This window comes from Marinobacter sp. E2 (genome assembly GCF_055755345.1).
The window spans coordinates 1,186,112-1,210,950 of the sequence record NZ_CM146911.1; the positions used below are offsets into that span (position 1 = coordinate 1,186,112).

The window sequence follows — 24,839 nt, forward strand, 5'->3', positions numbered from 1 at the left end:
AGCGGGCGTTCGGATTACTTCTTCAGCCCCATCTCCTCGATGGAGATCTCCCGCATCTTGAACTTCTGGATCTTGCCGGTCACCGTCATCGGGAATTCGTCCACGAACTTGTAGTTCCGGGGGATCTTGAAGTGGGCGATCTTGCCCTTGCAGAAGGCCATCAGGTCGTCGGCCGTGACCGGGTCTGCATCCGGGCGCAGTTTCACCCAGGCAATGAGCTCTTCGCCGTACTTCTCGTCCGGGATGCCGGTTACCTGCACTTCTTCGATGGCCGGGTGGGTGTAGAGGAACTCTTCGATTTCTTTCGGGTAGATGTTTTCTCCGCCGCGGATCACCATGTCCTTGATGCGGCCGACGATCTGGATGTAGCCGTCTTCGTCCATGGTGGCCAGGTCGCCGGTGTGCATCCAGCCGGCGTCGTCGATGGCCTCGCGGGTTTTCTCTTCGTTGTTCCAGTACTTCAGCATCACGCTGTAGCCACGGGTGCACAGCTCGCCAATCTCGCCACGGGGCACCACGTTGCCGGTGCCCGGGTCGACGATCTTGGTTTCCAGGTGCGGCTGGGTGCGACCCACGGTGGTGACCTGCTTCTCGAACGGGTCGAGGGAGCTCGTCTGCGTGGACACCGGGCTGGTTTCCGTCATGCCGTAGGCAATCTGCACTTCCTTCATGTTCATCTTGCCGTTGACCTTCTTCATCACCTCGGCCGGGCAGATGGAGCCGGCCATGATGCCGGTGCGCAGGCTGGAGAGGTCGTAGGTCTCGAAGTCCGGCTCGGCCAGTTCGGCGATGAACATGGTGGGCACGCCATACAGCGCGGTGGCCTTCTCCTGGTGCACGGCCTGGAGCACCGATTTGGGCTCAAAGCCCTCGCCCGGGTAGATCATGGTGGAGCCGTGGGTGATGCAGCCGAGGTTGCCCATCACCATGCCGAAGCAGTGGTACAGCGGAACCGGGATCACCAGGCGGTCTTTCTCGGTGAACAGCTGGCTCTCTGCCACAAAGTACCCGTTGTTCAGGATGTTGTGGTGGGTGAGGGTGGCGCCCTTGGGGTTGCCGGTGGTGCCGGAGGTAAACTGGATGTTGATGGGGTCATCAAACTGCAGCTGGTCCTGGCGCTCATACAGTTGCGCTTCGGTAACCTCGCCGGCGAAGCCGAGAAACTCTTTCCAGCTCCACATGCCGTCGTGCTTGTCTTCGTGCACATTGATCACGGCGCGCAGCTCGGGCACCTGTTCGGCCTTGAGTTTGCCGGCGGTGGAGTTCTTGAGCTCTGGCGCCAGCTCGTAAATCATCTGGCGGTAGTTGGAGGCCTTGAAGCTGTCGGCGGTGACCAGTACCGAGATGCCTGCCAGGTTGAGGGCGTACTTAAGTTCATGCACACCGTAGGCGGGGTTGATGTTTACCAGGATGGCGCCCACCTTGGCGGTTGCGAACTGGGTAACGGTCCATTCGTAGCGGTTTGGTGACCAGATGCCCACGCGATCACCGCGCTTCACGCCGATGGCCATAAAGGCGCGGGCAGCTTCGTTCACTTTTTCCACGAACTCTTTGTAGGTCCAGCGAATGTCCTGATGCAGGCACACCAGGGCTTCGGTGTCCGGGTATTTCTCGGCGGTGCGGTCGAGCATTTCGCCGATGGTCATGCCCAGCAGGGGCACGTCTGCGGTTCCGCTGGTATAGCTCGGTAGAGTCTTGCTCATTTCTCTGCCTCCATTGTTTTTGTAGTCGAGGGCGAGCAGGGGATTATCACCTGCTAGCGACTCTGATTGTGATACTCGGGGTTAGGTTGCATATCGCTGGCAATCGCCACGCGGTTGGACATGTTGTAAAAGCCCACCAGGTTGCTCAGGTCCCAGATGGCGCGGTCGCTGAATCCGGCACCCCGCAGGGCCTGGATGTGTTCTTCGCTGACCGTGGCCGGGGAGCGGGTGAGGTGCGATGCGAAATCGAGCATGGCCCGCTGGCGATTGTCGAGTCTGGCGCTGCGGTAGTTCATCACCATGTGCTCGCCCAGTTGCGGATCGCCACTGAGTACCCGCACGGCGGCGCCGTGGGCCACCAGGCAGTAGAAGCATTTGTTCTCGGAGGAGACCACCACGGCCACCATTTCCCGCTCCAGTTTGGAGAGTTCACCCTCGCCGAGCATGAGCTCGTTGTAGAGGCGGGTGAAACCTTCCAGCTGTTTGAGGTTCTGGCTGTACGCGGTGAGTACGTTCGGGATCATGCCGAGTTTTTCCTGGCAGATCTGGAAGTACTTCTGGGTGTCTTCTGGCAGATCTTTGATCTCCGGGATCGGGAGGTCCAGGGCTACCACATTCTTGTTCTGGTTCATGACTGCTCCTAGCCTTCTTGTCTTGGTGCGCTGGCAGGCGGGGTGCAACCTCCCGGGACACGCTGTGAATACGTCCATGTAAGCTTGACTGCAGCATCCATGCTGCAGACAGTCCCGGGAGGTTGCACCCCACCTGCCAGTTCAATCATTGGCAGCTACCGCCTAAGGCCTGGCCGACTTTTGAGCCGTTGTGGCGGTTCAGTTGGCCGCATATCCAGTCGCCGGTGGCGACGAGTTTGTCCAGATCGACGCCCGTTTCAATACCTAAACCGTTAAGCAGATATAGCACGTCTTCGGTGGCGACGTTGCCGGAGGCGCCTTTGGCGTAGGGGCAGCCGCCGAGGCCGGCGACGGAGGCGTCGATAACGGACACGCCTTCTTCCAGCACCGCGTACAGGTTGGCCAGGGCCTGGCCGTAGGTGTCGTGGAAGTGGGCAGCGAGTTTGTCCATGGGCACGTGGGCGGCAACGGCTTCGAGCATGCGTTTGGCTTTCAGCGGTGTGCCCACGCCGATGGTGTCGCCCAGGGAGATTTCGTGGCAGCCCATGTCGTACAGGGCTTTGGCCACGGTGGCCACCTGTTCTGGCGCGATGTCGCCTTCGTACGGGCAGCCCATCACGGTGGACACGTAGCCGCGCACGGGAATGCCGTGTTTGCGGGCTTCTTCCACCACCGGGGCGAAGCGCTCGAGGCTTTCGGCGATGGTGCAGTTGATGTTCTTTTTGGTGAAGGATTCGGAGGCGGCGCCGAACACAGCGACTTCATCCACCCTGGCCGCGAGGGCACCCTCGAAGCCTTTGAGGTTCGGGGTGAGGGCGGAGTAGCGCACGCCAGACTTGCGGTGGATGCCGGCCATAACCTCTGCCGCGTCGCCCATCTGTGGCACCCATTTCGGGGACACGAAGCTGGCGGCCTCTATATGGCTCAGGCCGGTGTCGGCCAGGCGGTTGATCAACCCGGTCTTGATGTCGGTGGCAATCACCGGGCCGGGCTCGTTCTGGAGTCCGTCCCGGGGGCTCATCTCAACCAGGCGTACCTGTTTGGGAAAGGCCATCAGCCTGCCTCCTCGGTTTCGGTGACTTCAATGGCAATCAGCTCGGCACCTTCGGAGACCTGGTCGCCTTCGGCGAAGAAGATCTCGGTCACCACGCCGTCGGCCGGAGCCTTGATGGCGTGTTCCATTTTCATGGCCTCCATGATCACCAGGCTCTGGCCGGCGGTAACCTTGTCGCCAACCTTGGTCTGCACCGCGACGATGGCGCCGTTCATGGGCGCGGCCAGGCTGCCGTCGCCGGCCATTTCCTCGAAGCCGTAGCTTTCCTTGTACACGGTGCAGTTGAAGGTGTCGCCTTCGTAGAAGAGCACCAGCTGGTCGTTGTGCAGATTGCCGTGGATGCTGATGCGGTGGCCGTTGATCACGGCCTGCAGGTAGTCGTCATCCAGTTTGGCGTTCAGGTGGTAGATGCTGTCGCCCACGAACACCTGGTAGCGGTCGTCGCGCTCGAGGATCTTGAGCTCGTGCACCTCTTCGCCCACCTGCAGTTTCAGGGGCTGGGCGTACTCGGAGTTCATGCGCCAGCTGTTCTTGCGGCTGAACGGCGACCAGGGGTCGGCGGTGAGCGGTTCGGAGGATTTGCGCTGCTCCAGTACAAAACCGGCGGCCAGCACCAGGGCCTTGTGGGTATCGAGCCTGGATTTCGGGAACAGCAGTTCCCGGTGGTCTTCGATAAACCCGGTGGTCAGGTCCGCTTCCCGGAACGGCTGGGCGTCGGCCAGGGCGTGCAGGAACCGGATGTTGGTTTTCACGCCGGCGATGCGGTAGTGCTCCAGGGCCTGGACCATGCGGTTGATGGCCTGGTCGCGGGTTTCGTCCCACACGATCAGTTTGGCGATCATCGGGTCGTAGTGGATGCTGATGTCGTCGCCTTCGGTCACGCCGGTGTCCACGCGCACGTGTGCACTTTCATCCGGCGTGCTCAGGTAGCGCAGGTTGCCGGTAGCGGGCAGGAAGTCCTGGTCCGGGTCTTCGGCGTAGATCCGCGCTTCCAGGGCGTGGCCCCGGGTTTTCACCTGGGATTGCTCCAAGGGCAGGGGCTCGCCCCAGGCCACTTTCAGCTGCCATTCCACCAGGTCCTGGCCGGTGACCATCTCGGTAACCGGGTGCTCCACCTGAAGGCGGGTGTTCATTTCCATGAAGAAGAAAGAACCGTCCACGTCGTACAGGAATTCGACGGTGCCGGCACCCACGTAGTTGATGGCCTGGGCAGCGCGCACGGCGGCTTCGCCCATGGCCTTGCGGGTGTCTTCGCTCAGGCCCGGGGCCGGGGCTTCTTCCAGAACTTTCTGGTGGCGGCGCTGTACGGAGCAGTCGCGCTCGGCCAGGTACACGCCTTTGCCGTCCTGGTCGCAGAACACCTGGATTTCCACGTGCCGCGGCTGGGTCAGGTAGCGTTCGATCAGCATGTCCGGGTTGCCGAAGGCGTTCTTGGCTTCGCGCTTGGCCGCGGCCAGGGCGTCGTCGAACTCGGCCATGCTCTGCACCACGCGCATGCCTTTACCACCGCCGCCGGCCACGGCCTTGAGCAGCAGCGGGAAGCCGCATTTCTCGGCTTCGGCGCGCAGGGTTTCCACCGACTGGTCATCGCCGTGGTAGCCCGGCACCAGCGGCACGCCGGCTTTCTCCATGATGGCCTTGGCGGCGGACTTGGAGCCCATGGCGGCAATGGCGGAGGAGGGCGGGCCGATGAACACGATGTTGTTGGCCTCGCAGGCTTCGGCGAATGCGGTGTTTTCTGACAGGAAGCCATAGCCCGGATGGATGGCCTGGGCGCCACTTTCCTTCGCGACCTGGATGATCTTCTCGGCCTTGAGGTAGCTTTCACCGCTGGGTGCCGGGCCAATGTGGAAAGCCTCGTCGGCCATGGCCACGTGCCGGGCGTTGGCGTCTGCGTCGGAATAGACCGCGACGCAGCGGATGCCCATGCGGTGGGCGGTTTGTATGATCCGGCAGGCGATTTCGCCCCGGTTGGCGATCAGAATCTTGCTGAACATTGTTATTCTTCCTCCGGAACCCAGTTGGCCTTGCGCTTGTTCAGGAAGGCGCTGAGCCCTTCCTGCCCTTCTTCATCCACCCGGATATCCGCGATGCGGTGTGCGGTGTCGTCAATCACGTCGGCACTGATGGGCTTGTGGCTGACGGCAAATACCAGGTCCTTGGCGGCTTTCATGGCCTCGGGCCCGTTCATGGCCAGTTGCTGGAGCATCTCGTTGCAGCGGGCGTTCATGGCGTCGACGTCGTCGCAGACGATGTGCACGAGGCCGTATTCCTGTGCCTGCTTTGCGGTAAACACTTCGGCGGAGATGAAATACCGCCGGGCCTGGCGTTCGCCAATGGCGCGCACCACGTAGGGGCTGATCACCGCCGGAATCAGTCCGAGCTTCACTTCGCTCAGGCAGAAGCTCGATTTCTCGGTGGCGATCACGATGTCGCAGCAGGCAGCCAGGCCCACCGCGCCACCGAAGGCGGCGCCCTGTACCAGACCGATCACCGGCTTGGACAGGTGGTTGAGCACGTTCATCAGCCGCGCCAGTTCCCGGGAGTCATCCAGGTTTTCCTGGCGGGTGTTCTCGGCCATGCGGCGCATCCAGCCAAGGTCGGCACCGGCGGAGAAGTGCTTGCCCTCGGAGCGCAGGATCACCACCTTTACGCTGTCGTCGGCGTTCACGGCGGTTAGGGCGCCGATCAGTTGCTGGATGATCACGTCGTCGAAGGCGTTGCGTTTGTCCGGGCGGTTAAGCACCACCTCGGCCACGCCATCGTCGCGCCGGTTGAGCAGGACTGCGGTTTCGTTGTCTGTCATGGCAGTCTCCCCGATCACATCCGGAACACGCCAAAGCGCGTGGGCTTGGCGGGTCGGTTAAGGGTGGCAGAGAGGCTCAGGGCGACCACTTCCCGGGTCTGGGCCGGGTCGATTACGCCGTCGTCCCACAGGCGGGCGCTGGCGTAGTAGGGGTGGCCCTGCTCTTCGTATTTGTCGATGACCGGCTTCTTGAACTCGGCTTCTTCTTCGGCGCTCCACTGCTGGCCCTTGCGCTCCATGCCTTCGCGCTTCACCTGGGCCAGTACGCCGGCGGCCTGCTCGCCACCCATGACGGAGATGCGGGCGTTCGGCCACATCCACAGGAAGTCGGGGCTGTAGGCGCGGCCACACATGCCGTAGTTGCCTGCACCGAAGGAGCCGCCGATCAGCACGGTGATCTTGGGCACGTTGGCGCAGGCCACGGCCATGACCATCTTGGCGCCGTGCTTGGCAATGCCCTCGGCCTCGTATTTCTGGCCAACCATGAAGCCGGTGATGTTCTGCAGGAACAGCAGCGGAATGTTGCGCTGGCAGCAGAGCTCAATGAAGTGGGCGCCTTTTTGGGCCGCTTCGCTGAACAGAATGCCGTTGTTGGCGATGATGCCCACCGGGTAGCCGTGAATGTGGGCAAAGCCGGTGACCAGGGTCTGGCCGTAGTAGCGTTTGAATTCGTCGAACTCGGAACCGTCAACAATGCGCGCAATCACGTCGCGCACGTCAAACTGTTTGCGCAGGTCGGTGCCCACGATGCCGTAGATTTCTTCGGCGTCGTACAGCGGTGCCCGGGGCTTCTGGACTTCCACGGGTACCGGCTTGCGGCGGTTGAGGTTGGCGACGCTTCGCCGGGCGATTTCCAGGGCGTGGGCGTCGTTTTCGGCGTAGTGGTCGGCTACGCCGGAGATCTTGCAGTGTACATCGGCGCCGCCGAGGTCTTCAGCGCTGACCACCTCACCGGTGGCCGCTTTTACCAGCGGCGGGCCGGCCAGGAAGATGGTGCCCTGGTTGCGTACGATGATGGATTCGTCGGCCATGGCGGGCACGTAGGCGCCACCGGCGGTGCACAGGCCCATTACAACGGCGATCTGCGGAATGTCGTCGGCACTCATGCGGGCCTGGTTGTAGAAGATGCGCCCGAAGTGATCTCGGTCCGGGAAGACTTCGTCCTGGCGGGGCAGGTTGGCGCCGCCGGAGTCCACCAGGTAGATGCAGGGCAGGCGGTTTTCCAGGGCGATTTCCTGGGCCCGCAGGTGTTTTTTGACCGTGAGCGGGTAGTAGCTGCCGCCTTTTACGGTGGCGTCGTTGGCGATGATCATGCACTCGGTGCCGGAGACGCGGCCCACGCCGGCGATCACGCCTGCTGCGGGAACTTCTTCACCGTACACGTTGTAGGCGGCGAACTGGCCGATTTCCAGGAACGGGGAGCCGTCGTCCAGGAGGCGGTTGATGCGCTCACGGGGGAGCAGTTTGCCCCGGTCGGTGTGGCGCTTCTGGTAGTCGGGGCCGCCGCCCTGCTGGATGGTGGCGACTTTGTCGCGCAGGTCGGCGACGGCCTTGGCCATGGATTCCTGGTTGGCCTGGAACTCTTCGGACCGCGGATTGATTTTGCTTTGGAGTATGGTCATTTTCCCTGCCTTCTTATTCGGGGGCATCCGGGTGTGGCGGGCGTTCCTCCCGGGAACCGCTACGAGCACATCCATGTGCGCTTGACTGCGGCCATCCCTGGCCGCAGACATTCCCGGGAGGAACACCCGCCACCCCCTCGACGTACCGAGGGAGTTAGCGTCCGTAAATCGAAGTGATCAGCGACGGCTTACTTGTTCAGGTACAGCTCGCGGCCGATCAGCATGCGGCGGATTTCAGACGTGCCCGCGCCGATTTCGTAGAGTTTGGCGTCGCGCAGCAGGCGGCCTGTCGGGTACTCGTTGATGTAGCCGTTACCGCCGAGCAGCTGGATGGCGTCCAGGGCGATTTTGGTGGCCATTTCGGCGGAGTAGAGGATCGCGCCGGCGGCGTCTTTGCGGGTGGTTTCGCCGCCGCGGTCGGCAGACATGGCCACCATGTAGACGTAGGACTTGGCGGTGTTCATCCAGGTGTACATGTCGGCGACTTTGCCCTGTACCAGTTCGAACTCACCGATGGCCTGGCCGAACTGTTTGCGCTCGCGGATGTAGGGAACCACCACGTCCATGGCCGCCTGCATGATGCCCAGGGGGCCGCCGGAGAGGACCAGGCGTTCGTAGTCGAGGCCGCTCATGAGTACGCGGGCGCCGTTGCCTTCGCCGCCGAGGATGTTCTCGCGGGGAACCTTGCAGTCTTCGAACACCAGTTCACAGGTGTTGGAGCCGCGCATGCCGAGTTTGTCGAGTTTCTGGTGGCGGCTGAAGCCCGGGTAGTCGCGCTCAACAATGAAGGCGGTTACGCCGCGAGAGCCGGCCTGGGTGTCGGTTTTGGCGTAGATAACGTAGGTGTGGGCATCCGGGCCGTTGGTGATCCACATTTTGCTGCCGTTCAGGACGAAGTGGTCGCCTTCGTCGCGGGCGCTGAGTTTCATGGAGATAACGTCGGAGCCAGCATTGGGCTCGGACATGGCCAGGGCGCCGACGTGCTCGCCGCTGACGAGTTTCGGCAGGTATTTCTGTTTCTGTTCCTCGGTGCCGTTGCGGTGAATCTGGTTCACGCACAGGTTGGAGTGGGCACCGTAGGAGAGGCCAACGGAGGCGGAAGCACGGCTGATTTCTTCCATGGCGATCACGTGGGCGAGGTAGCCCATGTCGGATCCGCCGTATTCTTCTTTCACAGTGATACCCAGCAGACCCATGTCGCCCATTTTCCGCCACAGGTCCATGGGAAATTCGTTGTTGCGGTCGATTTCCTCGGCGCGGGGCGCGATTTCAGCGGCAGCGAAGCCGTTGACCTGCTCGCGGAGCATGTCGAGGGTTTCGCCGAGGCCGAAGTTGAGCTCTGAGTACTGTGATTTCATCGTTGGCTACCTTTGCGTTTCTGTTATCAGGTTTCAGCGGGCTGCCTGGCCTCGTCGTTGGCCGGCGCCTGCGCTTCTTTCTTTTTCTGCAGTTCAGCCAGTGCCTCCCGGCACCGGGCTTCCGCGGTGTCTATTTCCATTTCTGCCTGGGCAATGTCGTTCTTCTGCTGTTCCAGCATGGCTTTGCGGCCTTCGAGGATCTCGAGCATCTTCAGCAGCTGCTTTTCATTGCCGGTGAGCGTTTCGTCCCACAGGTCGAACAGCTCCTTGGTTTCTGCCAGGGTGAAGCCCATGCGCTTGCCACGGAGGATCAGTTTCAGGCGGACACGATCCTTGGTGCTGAAGATGCGTGTCTGTCCACGGCGCCGTGGCTTCAGAAGCCCCTGGTCCTCATAGAAGCGGATGCTTCGAGTCGTGACATCGAACTCCTGTGAGAGTTCGCTGATGCTGAACGTTCTTTTTTCGACCATTGCGATTTCCTTTTTCGACTTAGGTTAGATAAAGTTTACGTAAACGTAAAGTAGTTTTCTGGTCCAATTTTCACCAACAGGTTCCCTGAAAGGAGAGCGAAGCATGGAATTCAAAAATGTTCCGGCCATTGTAACAGGCGGCGCATCCGGGCTGGGCGAGGGCGCAGCCCGTGCGCTGGCCGCTTCCGGCTGCAAGGTTGCGATTCTGGATCTGCAGAAGGAGCAGGGCCGAAAAGTAGCCGAGGACATCGGCGGGATTTTCCTGGAATGCGATGTCAGCTCCGCCGACAGCGCCGAGGCCGCAATCAACGCAGCGCGTGAAGCCCACGGCCCCTGCGGTATTGCCGTGAACTGCGCCGGCATCGCCACCGCGGGCAAGATTCTGGGCCGCGAGGGCGTGATGCCGCTGGAGAACTTCAGCAAGGTTGTACAGGTCAATCTCATTGGCACGTTCAATATCCTGCGCCTGGCAGCCGCCGACATGGCGCAGCGGGAGCCCAATGCCGAGGGCGAGCGGGGCGTGATCATCAATACCGCCTCCATTGCGGCCTACGAGGGCCAGATCGGCCAGGCCGCTTACAGTGCCTCCAAGGGTGGCGTGGTGTCGCTCACGCTTCAATCCGCCCGTGAACTGGCGCGCGAGGGCATCCGGGTAAATACGATTGCACCCGGCCTGTTCATGACCCCCATGATGGCAGGTATGCCTGAAGAAGTGCAGGAGAGCCTGGCGGCCACGCTGCCGTTCCCCAAGCGCCTCGGCAAGCCGGAGGAGTTCGGCATGATGGTGGACCAGATGGTTCGGAACCCGGTGCTCAATGGCGAAGTGATTCGTCTCGACTGCGCGTTGCGCATGGCGCCCAAGTAAAGCATTCACAGCAGGAGACATTCATGACCGTGTCTGTTGATAAAGAAGAACTGGCGATGTTCCGGGAGTCCGTCATCAAGGTCCTGGAAAAGGAAGTGACGCCGCACTACGAAGCCTGGGAAAAATCCGGGCTGGTACCGAGAGAGCTCTGGAACACCCTGGGCGACGCCGGCATGCTGTGCGTGGACGTGCCCGAGGATTGCGGCGGCATCGGCGCGCCCTTCCAGTTTTCCGTGGTGGTAGGCGAAGAGCTGGCCCGCATGGGCTTTGGTGCCCTGTCCACCAACGTGATGGTGCATTCCGACATTGTTGCGCCCTACCTGAGCCACATTGGTAACGAAGCGCAGAAGCAGCAATGGTTGCCAAAACTGGTATCCGGTGAGGCCGTTGGCGCCATCGCCATGACCGAGCCCGGCGCCGGCAGTGACCTGCAGGCCATCCGTACCAGCGCGGTCAAAGACGGCGACGATTACATCCTGAACGGCTCCAAGACCTTCATCACCAACGGCCAGCACGCCGACATGGTGATCGTGGCCGCCAAGACCGACCCCAAGGCGGGCGCCCGTGGCATCAGCCTGTTCCTGGTCGACACCTCGCTGCCGGGCTACAGCAAGGGCCGCAACCTGGACAAGATCGGCCAGCATTCCGGCGACACCTCCGAGCTGTTCTTCTCCGACATGCGCATTCCCGCGTCTGCATTGCTTGGTGAGGAAGGCCAGGGCTTCGTGTACCTGATGCGCGAGCTGCCCCGCGAGCGCCTGGTGATCGGCGCCCTTGGCGTGGCCGCTGCCCGTGGCTCCCTGGACCTGACCATCGCCTACGCCCAGGAGCGGGAACTGTTTGGCCAGAAGCTGGCCCAACTGCAGAACACCCGCTTTGAGATCGCACGCATGGAAACCGACTACCGGGTAAACAAGGCATTCGTGGACCAGTGCATCGACCAGTACGACCGTGGCGAGCTGGATGCGCCCACCGCCTCCATGGCCAAGTACAGCGCCACCGAGATGCAGTGCCGGGTGGCCGATGGCTGTTTGCAGCTGTTCGGCGGCTACGGCTACACCACCGAATACCCGATTTCCCGGAACTTCATCGACGCCAGGGTGCAGCGGATTTACGGCGGCACCTCGGAGGTGATGAAAGAAATTATTGCCCGCTCTGTGCTGGGCAAAGCCTGATTAAGGCAGACGAACTCACAAGCTCGAGGGCCGAGTGCCAGACGCCTTTCCGGGACTGTCTGCAGCATGGATGCTGCAGTCAAGCGTACAGGGACGTATTCACAGCGTGTCCCGGAAAGGCGTCTGGCACTTGGCCCCGCACCAAACTAGAGGGCATTTGAAATGAGTGGTAACGACGTAGTAATCGCAGGCTCAGCAAGAACCCCCATGGGCGGCATGATGGGCTCCCTGAGCTCGGTACGCTCCCCGCAGCTGGGCGCCATCTCCATCAAGGCCGCCATCGAGCGGGCCGGCCTGCAGCCGGCGGATATCCAGGAAGTAATCATGGGCTGCGTGCTGCCCGCCGGCCTCGGCCAGGCCCCGGCGCGCCAGGCCTCCCGTGCCTCTGGCATACCGGACAGCTCCGGCTGCACCACCATCAACAAAATGTGCGGCTCCGGCATGCAGGCCGTCATCATGGCCCACGACCAGATCAAGGCCGGCACCAACAACGTCATGATCGCCGGTGGCATGGAAAACATGAGCCAGGCGCCGTACCTGCTGCCCAAGGCCCGCGGCGGCATGCGCATGGGCCATGGCCAGGTGCTCGACAGCATGTTCCTCGATGGCCTTGAAGACGCCTACGAGGGCGGCCTGATGGGCGTGTTTGCCCAGCGCACCGCCGACAAGTTCGACATCAGCCGACAGGCCATGGACGAATTTGCCATCGCCTCCCTGCAGAAATCCCTGGCGGCGATCGAGAACGGCTGGTTCCGCGACGAAATCGTCCCGGTAACCGTGCCTGGCCGCGGCGGTGATACCGAGGTGGACACCGATGAACAGCCGGGCAACGCCAAGCCCGAGAAGATTCCGCACCTGAAGCCCGCTTTCGCCAAGGACGGTTCGGTAACGGCGGCCAACTCCAGCTCCATCAGCGACGGCGCTTCCGCGCTGGTACTGGCTTCTGCAGGCGAAGCCGATGCCCGCGGCCTGGTACCTCAGGCCCGAATTGTGGCCCACGCCACCCACGCCCGCCTGCCGGCCGAATTCACCCTGGCGCCGATTGGTGCCATCGAGAAAGTGCTCAAGAAAGCCGGCTGGAGCAAGGATGACGTGGATCTGTTCGAGATCAACGAGGCCTTCGCGGTGGTGACCCTGGCCGCCATGAATGAGCTCAAGCTGCCGGCGGAGAAGGTCAACGTGCACGGCGGCGCCTGCGCCCTGGGGCACCCGATTGGATCCTCGGGCTCGCGCATCATCGTCACACTGATCAACGCGCTCAAGCAGCGTGGCCTCAAGCGTGGCGTGGCTTCACTGTGTATTGGGGGTGGTGAGGGTACCGCTGTTGCCATCGAGTTGATGTAACGGCCCCCTTGCAAAGAAGGGCTCGCTCCGTGATGCTGCGGGGCGGGCCAGGATTTTTCCCTTAAGCTTTTTCAAACCCCTTCCAGCCTCCTCCAGCTCCTTTCACGAGCTTTCCTCAGAGGCGCTTTTTCCCGTTTCCAGGCGCGATGTTTTGTCGGCACATCCCAAGGGGACGAGTCGAGATTCCTTTTCGTTCCATCTTGTTCAATCGAAAAAAATTCGCCTGAGATGAAAAACGAATATGCCTTTTCCGCTGCGTGACCCTTCGGGAATAACCAGTCTCGAAAACTGCAACGTTAATGCGTTATTTCAAACGACACGTCTCAAAACTGTAAACAAGAAAAATACCTTAAAACAGTAATTTGGTTCGGCTCTGTAAATCTCGAGTGCACACCGATCATTCGTACATGTACTTGATTTATATAATAAAAATTATCTTTTCGTAAGCGGTTTTTAACGTTTCGTTACGATAGTTTGCTGGCTGTCGGAACGCGGTGGCTATGGGACGTCATGTTCCCTGTGTTTTCTGTCGCCGCGTTCTCCCGATTCAATCCGAGGGGTCTGGCAAAACGTTCGCCAACGAACTCTTCGGTTTTCGCAAGGTTCACCGGGTGGACCATTGAGACGACAGTCAGGGAGATAGGAAATGCGAATCAGTATCTTTGGTCTGGGGTATGTCGGTGCGGTCTGTACCGCAAGCCTCGCCCAGCGTGGACACCATGTTGTGGGCGTGGACGTTTCTCCGGTCAAGATTGACCTGATCAACAACGGCAAATCACCGATTGTTGAGCCGGGACTGGAAGAGTTGCTCCAGGCGGGGCGAGCCAACGGATACATCAAGGGCGTGACTGAAGGCTATGTAGCGGTTCAGGAGAGCGAACTGTCGATGATCTGCGTGGGTACGCCCAGCAAGCCCAATGGTGATCTGGACCTCCAGTTTGTTGAAAAGGTGTGCGGAGATATCGGCACGGCGCTCAGAGACAAGGGCGACTGGCACCTGGTGGTGGTGCGCAGCACGGTCCTGCCGGGAACCGTTCGCAATGTGGTAATTCCCTCGCTCGAGCGAGCGTCCGGCAAGCAGGCGGGCGTTGATTTTGGCGTCTGTGTAAACCCGGAATTCCTGCGCGAGAGCACTGCAATCAAGGACTACGATCATCCGCCCATCACCGTGATCGGTGAACTGGATGAACGCTCCGGAAGCATGCTGGCCCGCATTTACGAGGACCTCGACGCCCCGCTTATCCGCAAGCCCATCGAAGTGGCCGAGATGATCAAGTACACCTGCAATGTCTGGCACGCCACCAAGGTCAGTTTTGCCAATGAGATCGGCAACATTGCCAAGTCCATGGGTGTTGATGGCCGCGATGTGATGGACGTGGTGTGCCAGGACACCAAACTCAACATCTCCCGTTACTACATGCGCCCCGGTTTCGCCTTCGGGGGCTCCTGTCTCCCCAAAGACGTGCGTGCGCTGACCTACCGTGCCAGCCAGATGGACGTGAATCACCCGCTGCTGAGCTCAATCATGAGCAGCAATAACGAGCAGGTGGCCCACGCCTTCCGGATCCTCACCGGTTATGGCTGTCGCAAGATCAGCATGCTGGGCCTGAGCTTCAAGTCCAACACCGACGACCTGCGCGAAAGCCCGCTGGTGGAGCTTGCCGAAATGCTGATCGGCAAGGGTTACGACCTGCAGATCTTCGATCGCAACGTGGACTATGCCCGCACGCACGGCGCCAACCGCGAATACATCAACCAGAAGATCCCCCACCTTTCGAACCTGATGCACAGCGATCTGCGAGGGGTGGTTGATCATGGCGATGTGATCGTGGTGGGCAACAACGATGAGTTGTTCGAGACCGTGATCGCCGATGTTCCGGAAGGAAAGCGGGTGGTGGATCTCGTGGGTTTCATGAAAACCACATCAAACGATGTGCTCGAAGGCATCTGCTGGTAGTTGCCGGTTCATCACGGCCCTCGGTCCCTGACCTGGGACGAGGGCATGTGAGCTGGCTCAGCGAGTAACGGACTTTCAGGAACCTGCGGCATGTCTTATATCTCCGACAATCCAGTATCCAGGACCGGTGGCTGGTTGCTGTTCCTCGCGGCGCTGGGGGCTTTGGCGGTTTCCCTGCCAAGCACCTACACCGTGCGGGGCGGTGCCCACTTTCTTCTGGTCATCGGTGTGATTGGTATCTGGCGGTACTCCGTGGGTATCACCCACTTTCTGCGTGCCATGTATTTCCTCAAATGGGCCTACCCCAAGCTCCGGCGCCAGGCCCGGGCCCTGGGCGAGTCGGCTGCGCCGTCGCACGTCTATCTGATGGTAACCAGTTTCCGGATCGATTCGGGCACCACCGCCATGGTGTATCGCTCCATCATTGACGAAGCCATCGAGTGCCAGTGGCCGGTCACGGTGGTGGCCTCTGTGGTGGAGCTCTCGGATGAGATGATCATGCGGGCGCTGTGGCGGAAGATGGCGCCGCCGGAACGGATCCAGCTGAAGATCGTTCGCATACCGGGCACGGGCAAGCGCGATGGTCTGGCGTACGGATTCCGGGCCATTTCCCGTGATCTGCCGGATGAGAACGCCATCGTTGCCGTGGTGGATGGTGACACCGTGCTTGAGCCGGGCGTGGTGCGAACCACGGCGCCGTATTTCCGGCTGATGCCAAACGTTGGCGCCCTCACCACCAATGAGTTTTGCGAGGTACGCGGCAGCTACCTGATGTCCGAGTGGCACAAACTGCGGTTTGCCCAGCGGCACATGAACATGTGTTCCATGGGGCTGGCCCGCCGGGTACTCACACTGACAGGCCGGATGTCGGTTTTCCGGGCCAGCGTGGTTACCCGTCCGGAATTCATCGCCGATGTGGAGTACGACTCCCTGAAACACTGGCGGCTGGGGGAATTCCGCTTTTTGACCGGCGACGACAAATCCAGCTGGTACAGCATGATGCGCCTCGGGTACGACACCTTCTATGTGCCGGATGCGACTATCCGCACCGTGGAGCATCCACCCGATCCGAGCTTCCTGCGATCTGCAAGACAGCTGATGTTCCGCTGGTATGGCAACTCGCTGCGGCAGAACTCCAGGGCCACCGGGCTGGGCCCGCGACGGCTGGGATGGTTTACCTGGTACGTGCTCTTCGATCAGCGCATTTCCATGTGGACCAGCATTCTGGGGCTCACCGCAGCCATTGTGGCGGCCATCAAATACTCCGGACTGGTACTTGTGGCTTACCTGTTGTGGATTGGTCTGACCCGTTTGCTTCTGACCCTTCTGCTGATTGCCACCGGGCACCCGGTAGGGCCGGCGTACCCGTGCATTCTCTATTTCAATCAGATTTTCGGGTCGCTGGTGAAGATCTATGTCTTTTTCCGGCTCGACCGGCAGTCCTGGACCCGACAGAAAACCCGCTTCAGCTCAGACAAGGCGTCTTTCCAGCAGCGAATGAATCGCTGGTCGTCCCGGATCATGACGCTATCGGCGGGCAGTATTTTTCTGGCGTTGGTTATGAAACTGGTCTGACGCAACGAGGACTCCACCATGCATCCATCACCGAATGAAAACAGATAAGGGCTAGAACAATGAATACGGCAGCAGTTGCACCGCAATTCGTTCACGAATCCGAGGCTCAGCGTCAGTACGCGCGGGTACGAATACCCGCGAGACTGTTCGTGACCCTGGACGGCAGCACCTACAAGTTCCCGGTGTCTGATCTCTCAGCCGGAGGCTTCAGTGTCAACACCGGGCTTGAATCCTTTCGCCAGGGACGGCTCTACAACGGGCGTCTGGTGTTCAAGGTCGACGGCTTCGACTTCGCGATAGAAGTCAGCTTTGTACCCAGGAATTTCGATTCCACCAATGACCGTTGTGGCTGCGAATTCCAGAACCTGGGCGCTCCGGAAGTGTCTGCGCTGCGTTACCTGATTACCGCCTTTCTCAGTGGCGAGGTGGTGTCCGCCGGTGACGTTCTGAACACGCTGTCCCGTGAGAATTTCACCAAGACCCGGAAGAACAAGGGGAGTAACGATCTGGGCTTTTTCGGCAAGCTCAGAGCCATGGTTGGCAGCCTGATCGTGATGGTCATCGGGTTGTTCGCCATCAGCTTTGTGGCGTCCCAGCTCTGGGATATCTATTTCGTGACCAAGGCGGAGTCTGCGATGGTCGCGTCCGAACAGATTCCGGTGCGCATTCCCAAGGATGCCAGGGTCACCACGCTGGTCAAACAGGGCGAGACCGTTGAGGCGGGGCAGACCATCGCCACCTTTGACGCCCCCATGCTGTCCTACGTCAATGACCTTGTGGGCGAAGGCAACTACAGCGTGAGCCAGATCGAAGAGTTGCTGGACCAGCGCGTGCGGGGAACGCTCACCAGTCCCTGCGATTGCCAGGTGCTGAACCTGCGGCCGGCGGAAAACCAGTACATGACCAAAGGCGAGCAGGTGGCCGTGATGGCGCCAACCGACGCGACCGCCCACGTGGTTGCCAACTTCCTGTTTGAGCAAGGCGAAAAACTCGAGGAAGGGCAGCGGGTAACCCTGCGCCTGCCCAATGGCGTGGAACAGACCGGTCATATCACCTCGCTGACGGTAAACAGCCAGGCAGGGGGCGGCGCGATCGATGTTATCAGCGCAATGATCGAGGCGGACCAGCCTCTCCCGACCGGCGCAATCGGTCGGCCGATTGGCGTCACCATCGATCAGTTCAACATGCCGGACCTGGACAAAGTGATTGATCGTTTTGTGGAAAGCTGAGGGGATGCGCCACATGTTTCGGGAAGGCTTTGTTATCAGTGTGCTGTCCCTGACGCTGGCCGGTTGTGGGGGAATCCCGGATATTCAGCGGGCCGAACGGGCCGCGGCCAGCGGCAATGTGGAGGAGGCACGGGCCCAGCTGGAAGAGCTGGCGCGCTTCGGGCTGGCGGATGCCCAGGTGGAACTTGGAGATCTTTACGCCCAGCAGGACACACCCGAGGCCCGTGAGAAGGCTCTGAGCTGGTATCACAGGGCTGCGCAACAGGGCAGCGAGCGCGCCACCATCCGGATCGGCAAGATGAACGCCCGTGATGGCATGACCGCGGAGCAGCGGGCCAGCGGCGCCAGGTACCTGAGGAAGGCGCTGGCCGAGGGCGACAAGTCGGCGCTGATTCCCCTGGTGAACCTGTACATGAACTATCCCCGGGAGTTCCCCCGCCGGGATCCGCTGGAACTCATTGAGCAGGCCCGCGCCGCTGGCGATCCGAGGGGCGACCTGGCCCTGGCACGCTACTTCGTTCTGAAAGGCCAGTTGGAGTCCCGTGCCAAGGACATCGAAGCCCTGTGCGGGCCCATCGCGGAAACTCATCCCGAGTGCTTCCAGTTGCTGGCGTGGGTGCATCTGTCCCAGGGCCAGAGAGAGGAGCTCAAGGCACTGGTCGAGCGGGTTACCACGGCCTGGCGGGAAGGTCGGATAGAGGACCGGGACCTGTATGTGTTTGCCCGCGCGCTCTCTGACGACGAGTCGCCCGAAAAGCAGGTTGCTACCACCAACGAACTCTACAAGCTGCTGATACCGGATTATGTCCCGGCACTCACGGCCAGGGCCAAGCTGATCATGGAGAACACCTACCTGGCAGAGCCCGAGGTAGTGCTCGACATGCTCACCCGGGCGCGGGCCAGCGGTGATCTGAAAGCATCGCTTTCCCTGGCGCGGGCCTACGAGCGTGGCGACATCGTGACAGCGGACCCCGAGAAGGCGGTGAAATACGCCCTGGAAGCCCGGGAAAAATACCCATCAGCGGACTATCTGCTCGGCCGCATCTACAAGCGGGGGTATCTCGGTGAGCCGGATCCGGAGAAAGCCCGGTTTTACCTGCTGAAAGCTGCTCGGAGGGGTTTTCCGAAAGCGGATTACGCCCTGGCGGAGATGTTCTGGGAAGCCAAGGGCATCGAGGTGAACCGTCGGTACGCGTGGAGCTTCGGCTTGCTGGCCATGGAGGGTGGCGTCGAGCGCGCCAAGGCACTCCTGCTGGAGATGGTGCCCACCATGCCACACGACCTCGAAAAAGCAGCCGAAGCCCTTCACCGGCGGGAGCGTGAAGCCCGTGGGCAAATCCTCGCAGGCAGTGAGGCAGACGCCGACGGCAATTCAGGACAAGGAGGATGAGCTCAATGCAGCCTCGAACATACTATCGGATCAGTCGCCTGGCACTGTCAGTCAGCTGTCTGGCCATGCTGGGTGCGACGCCGGCCCTGGCACAGTCCAGTGATCAGAGCGAAACGGAGCAGAGCTACCCACGACTGCTGGAGCAGAGCGTTCGCTCAAAGCTTAGCGTGATCAGTGAGGGCGACCGGCGTCTTGGTCTCGGGCCGAACGGCGCGACCAAATCCACGGAAGCCGGGCTCGATATCAAGCCCGAGTGGGTCTGGCAGTTGTCACCCCACTGGCGCTCAAAACTCCGCCTTCAGGCATTCGGCGCCACCGGTCAGGTGGATGTCAGTGACGAAATAGGCGGCACCACCACCGATGGCTTCTTCGCCCTGCGCGAGGCCTGGCTGGATTACAACGGCCTCAGTGACTATCCGGGCGAATCGATCCGGTTCGGCCGTGAGCGGCTGAAGGAAAACAGTGGCCTCTGGTGGGACGATGACATCACGCTGGTTCGCTGGATCTTCGATACCTCACTGCTGAAAAGCACGGTGGGTGTTGCCCAGAAATTCGCCGAGATGCGCACGGACAGCAACGTGCTCCAGGATGAGGAGCAGGAGATTACCCGCTTCTTTGCACAGACCGACTGGCAATGGAGCAAGAGTCACTACCTGGGATTTCTGGTGACGCATGGCCAGGGCTCCGGTGACCAGGCCAGGGAAGTGGCGAGCCGCGGCCAACCCTCTGACGAGATGTATACCGAGTCGCTCACCTGGGCGGCTATTCAGGCCGATCGGGCCTATTTCGACTGGCATTCCCACGATGTCTTCCAGTACTTCGCCCAGGTTGGCGCGGTGCACGGTACTGACTCCGTGGTCGGCCCGGACAGCACAGCCCCCGGTGGATACCGGGCCCGGGAACGGGATGTTTCCGGCTGGGCGGCGGATCTGGGGATTCGGGCCCAACTGGTGGATATCCCCCGTTGGGTCATCGGTGCCCACGGTGCCTACGCCTCCGGGGGCGGCGAGCGCGACGAGACCGACACCTTCCGGCAGACCAGCCTGGCGAGCAACCGCTCGCGTTACACGGGCACACGCTCCCAGGTTCAGCGTTTTGGCGAGGCGATCCAGCCAGAGTGGAGCAACCTCAAGGTGGCCACCGTCTACACGGCGCTGTCGGACCGGAACCTGTGGGATGCCAACCTCATCTACCACCGCTACTGGCTGGCTGACCAGGCCGGAACCCTCCGCTCGGACCTGATCGAGCCGGGCTTCACGGGTACCAGCGACGACGTTGGGCAGTCGGTGGATCTGGTGTTGGGTTACTACGGAGATAACCCCTCCTCGTGGGCAACCTTCGATGTGCGTCTGAGTGGCGGCGTGTTCATGCCTGGCGATGCCTACGGAGAGCAGGCGGACGATCTCAGGCATCGAGTCATTCTGGATGTGTCCAAACGGTTCTGAGGAGAACGCATGAAAATCCCGAGAACACGGTGGATTCTGGCGCTGATGGTCGCGGTTCTTTTGTTGCCGGGGCTGGTGAGTGCGGCTGCCGGAATTGCCGGCAAAACCTCCACACCTCCGCCTGTCGAAGCTCCGGCGCTGGAGGACTATGGTTTTGAAGTCAAATCAGCGGAGGCGCTCTATCGGCCGGACCCTGAGCTGCCTGACCTGTCGCGATTCACCCGCGATGCCGTGGAGTCAAAACTGTCGCAGCGGCCTGACGAGGCGCCCCGTGTCTCGGTGGACCGCATTGGCGATGTCAGTGCCCTGGGCGATTTTGTGGACGAGGGCCGGGCGCGGGAATGGGTCATCCGGCAGTTTTCCCATCCGCAGGCGATCCTGGTGCACAGTGGCAAGGTCACACTTGACGAAGTGTACCGGCAGGTGGACGACAGCCGCTACATGGAGCGGATTGCCGATGGCACCTACATCGTTCGGCTCCCCCTGGTGGTTCGCCAGGATGCAACGCTGGTGATACGCGACCGGACACTGAGGCTGTCCGAAGAGCGGGGCGCCTTTTTCGCCAACGACGGCTGGCTGTTTGTGATCGACAGCAAGGTGCTTGGCTGGCGTGAGCAGGCCAATGGCCCCGCGACCTTCCGCAAGAAAACCGATTTTCGCCCGTTCTTCGTGGGATGGGGTGGCAGCGAGACCTTCATCCTGGGCACCACCATGGCCAATCTCGGTTACCACCAGAGTAAATCCTACGGGTTCACGGTCGCGCAGTATTCGGAATACGACAATGCCCGCCTGCAGCGCAGCGCGCCCCACGCCTGGCTGGTGGACTCCACCTTCGAGGAGCTGTACTACGGCTTCTACTGCTACGAGGCCGAGGATGTGGCCATCGTCAATAACGTGTACCGGGACAGCATCGTGTACGGCATCGACCCGCACGACTATTCCGAGCGGCTGATCATCGCCGGTAACGAGGTCTACGGCACCCGCGAGAAGCACGGCATCATCATTTCCCGCCAGGTCAACAACAGCTGGATCATTGGCAACCGGAGCTACGACAACGGACTTTCCGGCATTGTTCTGGATCGACAGAGCCGTAACAACGTGGTGGCCAACAACGTCTCCCACGACAACCAGGGCGATGGCATCGGCCTGTATGAGTCGCCGGACAACATGCTCTGGGGCAACCGGTTGATGAATAACCTGCGCAATGGCATCCGGGTTCGTAACAGCACCAATGTGCACCTTTACCACAATGTGGCCGTGCTGAATGGCACCTGGGGCATCTACGGGCAGTTGAAGGACCTTTCGGCCACCGACCGTAACTTCAAGGAGGATTTCTACGATTACGCGGTTTCCATGACCGTGGTTGGCGGCGAGCTGGTGTCCAATGCCAGCGGGCCTATCTCTTCTGACAACCCTGAATACATTGCGCTCCATGACGTTGGCATGCGGTTCCCGAGGTCGGATGCGGGCATTCATTTTGAGGGGGTGTTGGGGCACTTCCAGATGCAGATCCTTGACGCAATGCTGAACGAGAACCGGGCGGTTCTGATCAAGCCTTCCGGCACGGCCGCTGCCAAAGTGACACAGGTGGGGGATTAATATGGTCTTTTCCTCCAACATCTTCCTGTTCCTGTTTCTGCCGCTGTTCCTGGGCGTGTACTACCTGACACCGTTCCGGTATCGCTCCCTGGTGATCCTGCTTGGCAGCTATGCGTTCTACGCCTGGTGGCGGGTCGACTTCCTGTTGCTGTTTGTGGCCGTCACGGTGTGGAACTACGTGATCGGGCTTGGTATCCACAGGGCCGGCATTGGCACGGCTGTCGCCCGCAAGTGGGTGGCCGTGGGCGTGGCCGGGGACCTTGCCACCCTGGCGTACTTCAAGTACGCGAACTTCGGTGTCGACAGCCTGAATGAGCTGCTGGTTGCTGCCGGCAGTGGGCCACTGGAGATGGCGAATATCATCTTGCCGATCGGCATTTCCTTCTACATTTTTCAGGCCATTTCCTACGTTGTGGATGTTTATCGGGGTGATACCGAACCGACCCGCCGGTTCGTGGATTTTGCCGCGTTCATCGCACTGTTCCCGCAGCTGATTGCCGGCCCGGTTCTGCGCTACAAGGATCTGGCGGACCAGTTCCGCGAGCGCACGCACACGCTGCAGAAATTCGGTGAGGGCTCGATGCGGTTCATGCAGGGCTTCATCAAGAAAGTTTTCATTGCCGATTCCATTGCGCCTCTGGCGGACAGCGCCTTTGCGTTGTCGGACCCCACCATGGCCGATGCCTGGCTGGGTATCCTGGCGTACACCGCGCAACTGTATTTCGACTTTTCCGGTTACTCGGATATGGCCATTGGCCTTGGGTTGATGATGGGCTTCCGGTTTCCGGAGAACTTCAACCAGCCCTACATCAGCCAGAGTATTACCGAGTTCTGGCGTCGCTGGCATATCAGCCTTTCGACCTGGCTGCGGGATTACCTCTACATCCCGCTGGGCGGCAACCGCAACAGCACCTTCAAGACCTACCGGAACCTCCTGCTGACCATGCTGCTCGGCGGGCTGTGGCACGGGGCGAACTGGACGTTCCTGCTGTGGGGCGCCTGGCACGGCACGCTGCTGTCGATCGAGCGCTGGCTTGGCGTATCCGGTAATCCGGCGGGTTTCCGCTGGCTCCGATGGGCCAGTACCTTCCTGTTCGTGATGCTGGGCTGGGTCACTTTCCGGGCCAGCACCATTACCGAGGCCTTTGGCTTCTACGGTGCCATGTTCAGCTTTGATGGCGCTGGCCTGAGCAGCCTGTATGTGCAGGACATTCGTGACCTGAACCTGGCCATTCTGGCCCTTGGCTACGGCGTGATTGCGCTGATGGGGCTGCGGGACCGGATAAGCCAGCCGGGGGCTACCGGGCCTGGCCTGAGCGCTCCAGTGGTTTCGGCCTGGCGGTCTGCAACCGGTCCGCTGCTGGTGCCGGTCTTTGCCCTGGCTGTGCTCAAGCTGAGTGCCGAGAGCTTTTCGCCATTCCTTTATTTCCAGTTCTGAGAGGGCGTGATGAATACTTTTGCCGCGAAATTGACAGCCCTTCTGTTCATTGCCCTGGTGCTTGCGCTCGGCGCCCTGTCGGTGCGCCCTCTGATGGGGTACGAGGGGCCCGACAACCTTCGCCTGGTGAACGGTGAATGGGCACGAAATCTGGAAAGTCACTACGACGACGAATTCCCGGTCCGGGACCTGGGCACCAATCTCTGGGCGGCCATCAATTACACCCTGTTTGATGAGGGGCGGCCCGGCGTGGTGGTTGGCCGCCAGGGCTGGCTGTTCAGTGACGAGGAGTTCTATCCCGCGAAGCCCGACCAGCCATTGGTTTCCAGAAACCTCGAGCGGGTAACCCGTGTCAGCGAGTTTCTCAATGCCCGCGGCACCAGGCTGGTGATTCTGGTGGTGCCGGCGAAGGCCCGGATCTACTCGGAAAAGCTGGCTGAAACCGAGCCACAGGCAGTGATGGAAACGCTTTATCCGCGCCTCCTGAAAACCCTGTCGGCAGCCGAGGTTCCGGTGCCCGACCTGGCTCCGAAGATGGAGCAGGCACAGAGGGACGGTCAGACAGTTTACCTGCGCACCGATACCCATTGGACACCGTCGGGTGCCGATCTCTTTGCCCGACACGCTGCGGACTTTATCCGCGACCGGTTTCCCACGCTTCCTTGGGGCGAGCAGACGTTTGTGACGACGGTGGCGGAGCCGATCACGCACCGCGGAGACCTGCTGACCTACATTCCCGTGGCCCCGGCTTTTGAGGGCATCGGCCCGGAACCCGACCGGTTCAGGCCCCGCACCACGGAAGTGACCGAAGAGCCCACCGACGGCGCCAGCAGTCTGTTTGGCGAAACCAGCGCCGACACGGTGCTGGTGGGTACCAGTTACAGCGCCAACCGTCTGTGGAATTTTCCGGGTGCGCTGAAACAGTACCTGGGGCGCGATCTGATCAACGTGGCAGAGGAAGGCAAGGGCCCGATCGAACCGATGACGGATTACCTGCAATCACCCGACTTCCAGAAACACCCTCCGCAACTGGTGATCTGGGAGTTTCCCGAACGTTACCTGGCGCAACCACTGGAGTCCGAAAAGGCTCTGGCCTGGTTCCGCCAGGCGGACAACATGCTGGCCGCGAAATCCGGCCGGAACCCTTAACCCCGAAACCAACCCCTGAGGATCAACC

General features: G+C 61.1%; 19 protein-coding genes. 11 read left to right on the forward strand and 8 right to left on the reverse strand.

Translation table 11 applies throughout. The annotated features are described in order from the left end of the window. Nucleotides 1–14: 14 nt before the first annotated feature. From AC0J1C_RS05490 to AC0J1C_RS05525, 8 genes are all read right to left on the reverse strand, one after another. A complete protein-coding gene (locus AC0J1C_RS05490) occupies nt 15–1,703 on the reverse strand; it encodes an AMP-binding protein (protein ID WP_473045935.1) in 1,689 nt (562 codons plus the stop codon). Between the two features lie 53 nt (nt 1,704–1,756). After that, entirely contained in the window at nt 1,757–2,335 is a 579-nt protein-coding gene (locus AC0J1C_RS05495; RefSeq protein ID WP_473045936.1) for a peroxidase-related enzyme, read from the reverse strand. Nucleotides 2,336–2,480: 145 nt separating this feature from the next. Continuing rightward, nucleotides 2,481–3,389, reverse strand: coding sequence for a hydroxymethylglutaryl-CoA lyase (locus AC0J1C_RS05500; RefSeq protein ID WP_473045937.1), 909 nt, complete (start codon nt 3,387–3,389; stop codon nt 2,481–2,483). Beyond that, entirely contained in the window at nt 3,389–5,386 is a 1,998-nt protein-coding gene (locus AC0J1C_RS05505; RefSeq protein ID WP_473045938.1) for an acetyl/propionyl/methylcrotonyl-CoA carboxylase subunit alpha, read from the reverse strand. The genes AC0J1C_RS05500 and AC0J1C_RS05505 overlap by 1 nt, the downstream gene beginning before the upstream one ends. Nucleotides 5,387–5,388: 2 nt before the next feature. Further along, a complete protein-coding gene (locus AC0J1C_RS05510) occupies nt 5,389–6,195 on the reverse strand; it encodes an enoyl-CoA hydratase-related protein (protein ID WP_473045939.1) in 807 nt (268 codons plus the stop codon). 14 nt (nt 6,196–6,209) lie between these two features. After that, complete coding sequence (locus AC0J1C_RS05515) at nt 6,210–7,817, reverse strand: carboxyl transferase domain-containing protein (protein ID WP_375193245.1); 1,608 nt, start codon at nt 7,815–7,817, stop codon at nt 6,210–6,212. A 188-nt stretch (nt 7,818–8,005) separates the two neighbouring features. After that, entirely contained in the window at nt 8,006–9,175 is a 1,170-nt protein-coding gene (locus AC0J1C_RS05520; protein WP_375193244.1) for an isovaleryl-CoA dehydrogenase, read from the reverse strand. Between the two features lie 26 nt (nt 9,176–9,201). After that, on the reverse strand, nt 9,202–9,645 hold the full coding sequence (locus tag AC0J1C_RS05525) for a MerR family DNA-binding transcriptional regulator (RefSeq protein ID WP_375193243.1): 444 nt from the start codon (nt 9,643–9,645) through the stop codon (nt 9,202–9,204). Between the two features lie 103 nt (nt 9,646–9,748). Here AC0J1C_RS05525 and AC0J1C_RS05530 point away from each other — a divergent pair, with 103 nt between their 5' ends. The 11 genes from AC0J1C_RS05530 to AC0J1C_RS05580 all read left to right on the forward strand — a co-directional run bounded on the left by AC0J1C_RS05530 (nt 9,749) and on the right by AC0J1C_RS05580 (nt 24,811). Next, nucleotides 9,749–10,510, forward strand: a complete 762-nt coding sequence (locus AC0J1C_RS05530; protein WP_473045940.1) for a 3-hydroxyacyl-CoA dehydrogenase — start codon at nt 9,749–9,751, stop codon at nt 10,508–10,510. 23 nt (nt 10,511–10,533) lie between these two features. Then, a complete protein-coding gene (locus AC0J1C_RS05535; protein ID WP_473045941.1) occupies nt 10,534–11,685 on the forward strand; it encodes an acyl-CoA dehydrogenase family protein in 1,152 nt (383 codons plus the stop codon). A 162-nt stretch (nt 11,686–11,847) separates the two neighbouring features. Next, nucleotides 11,848–13,029: a thiolase family protein gene (locus AC0J1C_RS05540; protein ID WP_473045942.1), complete on the forward strand. Its 1,182-nt coding sequence runs from the start codon at nt 11,848–11,850 to the stop codon at nt 13,027–13,029. A 646-nt stretch (nt 13,030–13,675) separates the two neighbouring features. Continuing rightward, complete coding sequence (locus AC0J1C_RS05545) at nt 13,676–14,986, forward strand: nucleotide sugar dehydrogenase (RefSeq protein WP_473045944.1); 1,311 nt, start codon at nt 13,676–13,678, stop codon at nt 14,984–14,986. 90 nt (nt 14,987–15,076) lie between these two features. Then, nucleotides 15,077–16,561 (forward strand): glycosyltransferase family 2 protein, encoded by a 1,485-nt coding sequence (locus AC0J1C_RS05550; RefSeq protein ID WP_473045945.1) that lies wholly within the window; start codon nt 15,077–15,079, stop codon nt 16,559–16,561. A gap of 59 nt (nt 16,562–16,620) precedes the next feature. After that, entirely contained in the window at nt 16,621–17,790 is a 1,170-nt protein-coding gene (locus tag AC0J1C_RS05555; protein ID WP_473045946.1) for a PilZ domain-containing protein, read from the forward strand. Between the two features lie 4 nt (nt 17,791–17,794). Further along, nucleotides 17,795–19,180: a tetratricopeptide repeat protein gene (locus AC0J1C_RS05560; protein WP_473045947.1), complete on the forward strand. Its 1,386-nt coding sequence runs from the start codon at nt 17,795–17,797 to the stop codon at nt 19,178–19,180. A 5-nt stretch (nt 19,181–19,185) separates the two neighbouring features. Further along, on the forward strand, nt 19,186–20,625 hold the full coding sequence (locus tag AC0J1C_RS05565) for an alginate export family protein (protein ID WP_473045948.1): 1,440 nt from the start codon (nt 19,186–19,188) through the stop codon (nt 20,623–20,625). 9 nt (nt 20,626–20,634) lie between these two features. After that, nucleotides 20,635–22,224 carry a NosD domain-containing protein gene (locus AC0J1C_RS05570; RefSeq protein ID WP_473045949.1) on the forward strand — a complete coding sequence of 530 codons (1,590 nt, stop codon included), beginning with the start codon at nt 20,635–20,637 and terminating at the stop codon, nt 22,222–22,224. Between the two features lies 1 nt (nt 22,225). Further along, nucleotides 22,226–23,662 (forward strand): MBOAT family O-acyltransferase, encoded by a 1,437-nt coding sequence (locus tag AC0J1C_RS05575; protein ID WP_473045951.1) that lies wholly within the window; start codon nt 22,226–22,228, stop codon nt 23,660–23,662. A gap of 9 nt (nt 23,663–23,671) precedes the next feature. Further along, on the forward strand, nt 23,672–24,811 hold the full coding sequence (locus AC0J1C_RS05580) for an alginate O-acetyltransferase (protein ID WP_473045952.1): 1,140 nt from the start codon (nt 23,672–23,674) through the stop codon (nt 24,809–24,811). Nucleotides 24,812–24,839: the final 28 nt, after the last annotated feature.